The 6287-nt window shown below is 37.5% G+C and carries 6 protein-coding genes; all 6 read left to right on the top strand.

Annotated features, from left to right (window positions below; all coding sequences use genetic code 11):
* Window positions 1-797: UTP--glucose-1-phosphate uridylyltransferase (locus tag RT405_RS12395; RefSeq protein WP_313470095.1), on the top strand; the 797-nt coding region annotated here is incomplete at its 5' end.
* Window positions 798-1066: 269 nt separating this feature from the next.
* A complete protein-coding gene (locus tag RT405_RS12390) occupies window positions 1067-1498 on the top strand; it encodes a hypothetical protein (protein WP_313470093.1) in 432 nt (143 codons plus the stop codon).
* A gap of 94 nt (window positions 1499-1592) precedes the next feature.
* Window positions 1593-2558: a thioredoxin-disulfide reductase gene (gene trxB / locus RT405_RS12385; protein ID WP_035029911.1), complete on the top strand. Its 966-nt coding sequence runs from the start codon at window positions 1593-1595 to the stop codon at window positions 2556-2558.
* A 151-nt stretch (window positions 2559-2709) separates the two neighbouring features.
* Window positions 2710-4437, top strand: a complete 1728-nt coding sequence (locus RT405_RS12380; protein WP_313470092.1) for a phospho-sugar mutase — start codon at window positions 2710-2712, stop codon at window positions 4435-4437.
* A 162-nt stretch (window positions 4438-4599) separates the two neighbouring features.
* Window positions 4600-5475, top strand: a complete 876-nt coding sequence (gene rapZ / locus RT405_RS12375) for an RNase adapter RapZ (protein WP_313470090.1) — start codon at window positions 4600-4602, stop codon at window positions 5473-5475.
* Window positions 5472-6287: YvcK family protein (locus RT405_RS12370; RefSeq protein ID WP_313470089.1), on the top strand; the 816-nt coding region annotated here is incomplete at its 3' end. The genes rapZ and RT405_RS12370, both read left to right, overlap by 4 nt.

Raw genomic sequence — 6287 nt, 5'->3', positions numbered from 1 at the left:
AAGTACGTAAAGCAGTCATTCCGGCTGCAGGATTAGGAACACGATTTTTACCGGCTACAAAAGCGATGGCGAAAGAAATGCTGCCAATCGTAGACAAACCTACTATTCAGTTTATCGTAGAAGAAGCCATTAACTCTGGAATTGAGGATATTTTGATCGTAACTGGGAAAAGTAAGCGACCTATTGAAGATCACTTTGATTCAAATCCAGAACTGGAAGAAAATTTAAGAGCAAAAGACAAACTGGCTTTATTGGAATTAGTTGAAGAAACAACGGGGTTAAACCTGTTCTTTGTTCGTCAGTCATATCCGAAAGGTCTTGGACATGCTGTTTTACAAGCGAAAGCATTTATTGGAAATGAACCGTTTGTGGTAATGCTTGGCGATGATTTGATGGAAGATGAAGTCCCACTAACAAAACAACTGATTAATGGATACGATAAAACACATGCATCTAATATCGCCGTCATGAAAGTACCGCATGAAGATACTTCTAAATATGGTATTATCGATCCTGAAGCACAAGTAGATGAAACCACTTATAACGTAAAACGTTTCGTGGAAAAACAAGAACCGGGTGCTGGCGGTGAGATTCAATTGACGGATGCAATTGATACACTCAACAAGACACAACGTGTTTTCGCACACGAATTCAAAGGTACACGCTATGATGTAGGAGATAAATTTGGTTTCTTAAAGACAAGTATTCAATATGGCTTAAAACACAATGAAGTAAAAGATGCTTTGCATGATTACATTATTGAATTAGGCCAAAAACTTGAAGAAGATGAAAAGTAACAATTTCAAATAGAAAAGAACGGGATGGAGACTTTTGTCACCACCCCGTTCTTTTACTAATTTTGGGGTGATTCGTCTCGTTTTCAGGTTTCTTTAGACAAATACATCCTGATTTACCAGTAATACATCCACTTTATACACAAAAATAGCTGAGCTTTTAAAAAAAGATTTAGCCTATTTTATTCTGTTGAAACCGGCCTATCAAAATAGTGTATCCTATGGTATACTTATTTATCAAAAATAGTTGTGCTAAAAGAGGGGGAAGCCATATGTCGAATAGACAAAATGAAACAGCTGTGATCATTCCATTTATACCAAATAGCGATTTTTATTTTCAACGAGGAATTAAAGCTTTTCAAAAAAATGATGTGGCACGTGCTAAGAAATACCTCTTGCGCGCAGTGACATTAAGTAAAAGTGAAGAAGAAAAAGTTTTTGCGCTGTGTCAATTAGCTATTTGCCATCAACATGTAGGTGAATTCAATCAATCAATAGAAATATTAAATGATTTAATTGAAAAAGATGGAGATATCTTTCCAGAAGCCTATTATTTTCAGTCCAATAATTACGCTTATATTGATGAACTAGAGACAGCTTTAGAATTAGTGACGTTATATCTGGAATTGGAACCAGATGGTGATTTTTTTGAAGAAGCAGAGGATTTAAAAGATGTGATTGAAATTGAAATGAAAAATTTTTAATGAATACTTACTTTTTGAAAGCATAATAGTAGCTAAAATACCTATTAGGGTATATAATGGACAAAGAGAGAAAAGAAGTAAAGGAGATTGAATAATGCAAACAACAGAAAAAATTTATGATGTCATCGTTATCGGGGCAGGTCCTGGTGGATTAACAGCTGCACTTTATGCTTCTCGTTCTAACTTAGATACACTGATTTTAGAACGCGGTGTACCTGGAGGACAAATGATGAATACTGCTGAAGTAGAAAATTATCCAGGGTTCAACAGCATTACAGGACCGGAACTTTCCGACAATATGTACAAAGGCGCTAAGCAATTTGGAGCTGAACATGTATATGGAGACGTAAAAGAAATTATTGATGGGCATGAATACAAAACCATTATATCAGGGAAAAAAGAATATAAAACAAAGGCTATTGTTATTGCTACTGGTGCAGAACATCGTAAGCTGGCAGTCGCTGGCGAATCAGAGTACAATGGTCGTGGAGTTTCTTATTGTGCCGTTTGTGACGGAGCTTTTTTCCGTAATAAAGACCTGATAGTCGTCGGAGGAGGCGATTCAGCAGTTGAAGAAGGAACCTATTTAACTCAATTCGCTGAAAAGGTTACAATTATTCACCGACGTGATGAATTGAGAGCGCAAAAAATCTTGCAAGACCGTGCTTTTAAAAATGAAAAAGTTGATTTTATTTGGAATGCAGTTGTTGAAAATATTCATGGTGACGATATGAAAGTTACGGGTGTAAAGATTAAAGATACTGTAACAGGGGAAGAACGTGAAACTTCAGCTGATGGAGTATTTATTTATGTAGGGATCTTGCCTAACTCAGAAAGTTTTAAGAATTTGGGCATAACAGATGAAGAAGGCTGGATTATAACGGATGAACGCATGGAAACAACAGTACCGGGTATTTTTGCTGTAGGAGATGTCCGCTTGACACCCTTACGTCAAATAGCAACAGCAGTTGGCGATGGCAGTTTAGCTGGGGATAACGTGTTTCATTATATTGAAAGATTAAATGAAACTCTTGAAGCAGAAAAGGTAGCTAAAAATTAAATTTTATCAAGAGGCTGAAATAAAAGGGTTCCAATTACTTTTATTTCAGCCTTTTTTCGTTGTAATTTCGTGAAAGAAAATAAGAAAAATGGTATACTTGGAAAAAGAATGAAAATGAATGAGAATAATTAACTAGCAAAGGATGATCATAATGACATGGGAAGAAACATATAAAGTTTGGGAAGATTTTGAACCTTTAGAAGAAACATTAAAATCGGAATTAAAATCAATGAAAGGGGATTCAGCAGCGTTAGAAGATGCCTTTTACGCGCCGCTTGAGATTGGGACTGCTGGTATGCGCGGAATAATCGGTGTAGGAATCAATCGAATGAACCAATACACTATTCGTCAAGCAACAGAAGGCCTGGCTTTGTTTATGGATAGTTTGGGAGAAGACACTAAAAAACGCGGTGTTGCTATTGCCTACGATTCCAGACACCAATCTCCTGAATTTGCGATGGAAGCAGCTAAAACATTAGGGGCTCATGGTATACCATCTTTCGTTTTTGAAAGTCTGCGTCCGACGCCTGAATTGTCATTTGCTGTACGCCAATTAAATGCTTATGCAGGCATTATGATCACTGCCAGCCATAACCCGGCAGCTTATAACGGTTATAAAGTATACGGAGAAGATGGTGGACAAATGCCGCCTAAAGAAGCGGATGCTTTAACAACTTATGTACGAAGCATCGAAAATAACCTGACAATTGATGTAGTATCAGAAGACGGGCTGAAGGAAAAAGGCCTTCTGACGATAATAGGAGAAGAGATGGATCAGCTTTACCTTGAACAAGTTAAAAAAGTAACGGTAAACCCTGATTTAGTGAAGCGAATGAGCAAAAAAATGAAACTTGTCTTTACACCTTTGCACGGTACTGGCCAAATGCTAGGAGAACGTGCTTTAGCTAATGCGGGATTTGAAGGGATTACAGTCGTACCTGAACAAGCGGTTGCCGATCCTGAATTCTCAACAGTAAAATCTCCAAATCCGGAAGAGCCTGGTGCTTTTGAATATGCTCTTCGTTTAGGAAAAGAAATTGATGCCGATATTCTGGTTGCTACAGACCCAGATGCAGACCGATTGGGAATTGCTGTTAAGACGACCGTTGGGAATTATGAAGTTTTAACTGGGAACCAAATCGCCAGCTTAATGCTCTACTATTTATTAAAAGCACAAAAAGATGCAGGAGCACTGATTGAGGACGGGGTAGTCTTGAAATCAATTGTTTCAAGTGAATTGCCAACGGCTATTGCTGAACATTTTGGTATGAAAATGGTAGATGTTTTAACCGGATTTAAATTTATTGCTGAAAAAATCAAGCAATATGAAGAAGACAAAAGCCAAACGTTCTTATTTGGTTTTGAAGAAAGTTATGGGTATCTAGTTAAACCTTTTGTACGGGATAAAGACGCTATTCAAGCTTTAGTCTTAATTGCTGAAGTGGCCGCTTATTATAAAGAACAAGACAAAACTCTTTATGACGGCTTGCAAGATATTTTCCATGAATTTGGTCACTATAAAGAAAAGACAATTTCTATTACGATGGAAGGTATTGAAGGATCTGAAAAGATTAAAGCGTTAATGGCTAAATTCCGCAACGAGTCTCCAAGAGAATTTGCGGGCATTGGGGTAGAGTGTGTAGAAGATTTTGAAAAAAGAGAGCGTACTTATCAAAAAGGAATGAAAGAAACAATTGATATGCCTTCTTCTAATGTGTTGAAATACAAAATGGTAGACGGCAGTTGGCTGGCGATTCGTCCTTCTGGAACAGAACCAAAAATTAAGTTTTATATTGGCTCTTATGCAGATTCAGCAATAGAAGTGAAAAGAAAAATTGATGACTTTGAAGCTACAATTGATATTATTATAAAAAACTAAAAAATAACGATAGAAGTGGTTTAAAAGTGTAAGCTTTTAAACCACTTTTTAAATAGAAGAAAAACGATAATAAAGCGAACTTCACTATACATGACACGCCCGGAATGTTATAATAGAGAAAGTGGATTTTTAGAACGTGAAATTTGAAGGAGAGAACCAACAATGGTAGAGAATTTACAGCTGGTTATTATTACAGGTATGAGTGGTGCAGGGAAAACTGTGGCCATGCAAAGCTTTGAAGACATGGGGTACTTTTGTGTGGACAATATGCCGCCAAGCTTATTGCCGAAATTTTGGGAATTGGTGAGAGAATCAGGAAAATTAACTAAAATTGCGTTGGTGATTGATTTACGGGCACGTGCTTTTTTTGATGAAATTATGACTGCATTAGAAAGTATGATTACCACAAAAATTTTATTCTTAGATGCAAGCGATGAAGAATTGGTTTCACGCTATAAAGAAACGAGACGGACTCATCCATTAGCTATGAATGATCGCGTTTTAGAAGGAATAAAAAGAGAACGTGAATTGTTAAAAGATATCAAAGGACGGGCACAAAAAGTAATCAATACAACTGATCTATCTCCTCGTCAATTAAGAGAAGAAATTCATTCTACTTTTATTAAAAAGGGAGAAGCAGAGCTGTTTCGTGTAGAACTGATTTCATTTGGATTTAAATACGGCTTGCCGATAGACGCAGATGTGGTGATGGATGTACGCTTTTTACCTAACCCGCACTATGTTGATGACCTACGACCTTTAACAGGGATGGACGATTCTGTTTATGATTACGTGATGAAACAACCAGAAACAGAAGTCTTCTACCGTAAATTTACTGACTTATTAGATACTATCTTACCTGGTTATAAAAAAGAAGGTAAAAATAATGTTACGATTGCTATTGGCTGTACAGGCGGCAAACATCGGTCAGTTGCTCTTTCAGAACGTATTGGACAAAAAATTAAAACAGATGGATATCCGGTCCATATTACCCATCGGGATAAAGATAAAACTAAGGAGACGGTTAATCGCTCATGATGAATGAAAGAAAAGGCAGAAGACCTAAGATAGTGGTAATTGGTGGAGGAACCGGACTTCCTGTTATCTTACAAGGGTTGAAAGCTAAACATGCAGAAGTAACCGCGATAGTGACAGTAGCTGACGATGGGGGCAGCAGTGGGACTTTGCGCAACTATGCAAATGTGGTACCGCCTGGAGATATTCGAAATGTGTTGGTTTCCCTATCTAACATTCCTCATCTCCAAAAAGATATTTTTCAATACCGTTTTGATACGGCAGATAGCTTTTTAGCCGGTCATTCAATTGGCAATTTAATCATTGCAGCGATGGCTGAAATGCATGGCAGTATTTTTGAAGCTATTCAGCTATTGGCAAAAATGATGGGCGTTGATGGACATGTTTACCCTGCTGCAGAAGAGCCATTGAATTTACACGCGGTTTTTGAAGATGGCACGCAGGTTGTGGGAGAATCGAAAATAGCTAAAGAAAGTAAGAAAATTGACCGTGTGTTTGTTACGGCTACTGAAGATAACCACGAAGTAAAAGCTTCTCGCAAAGTTCTTTCTGCTATACGAGAAGCGGATATGGTTGTCTTAGGACCTGGCAGTTTGTTTACCAGTATTCTGCCTAATTTAATGATTGGCGATTTAGGAGCAGCTGTATCTGAAACAAAAGCTGAGGTCGTCTACATTTGCAATATTATGACACAATTGGGTGAAACAGAAAACTTTACAGATGCAGATCATGTGGCTGTTTTGCATAAGCACCTAGAGAAGAAGTTTATTGATACCGTACTCGTTAACACCGAGCATGTTCCAGAAGACTATATG

This window comes from Carnobacterium sp. (assembly GCF_032094055.1).
Taxonomy (GTDB): Bacteria; Bacillota; Bacilli; order Lactobacillales; family Carnobacteriaceae; genus Carnobacterium_A.
This window is presented reverse-complemented; position numbering and strand designations above follow the sequence as displayed.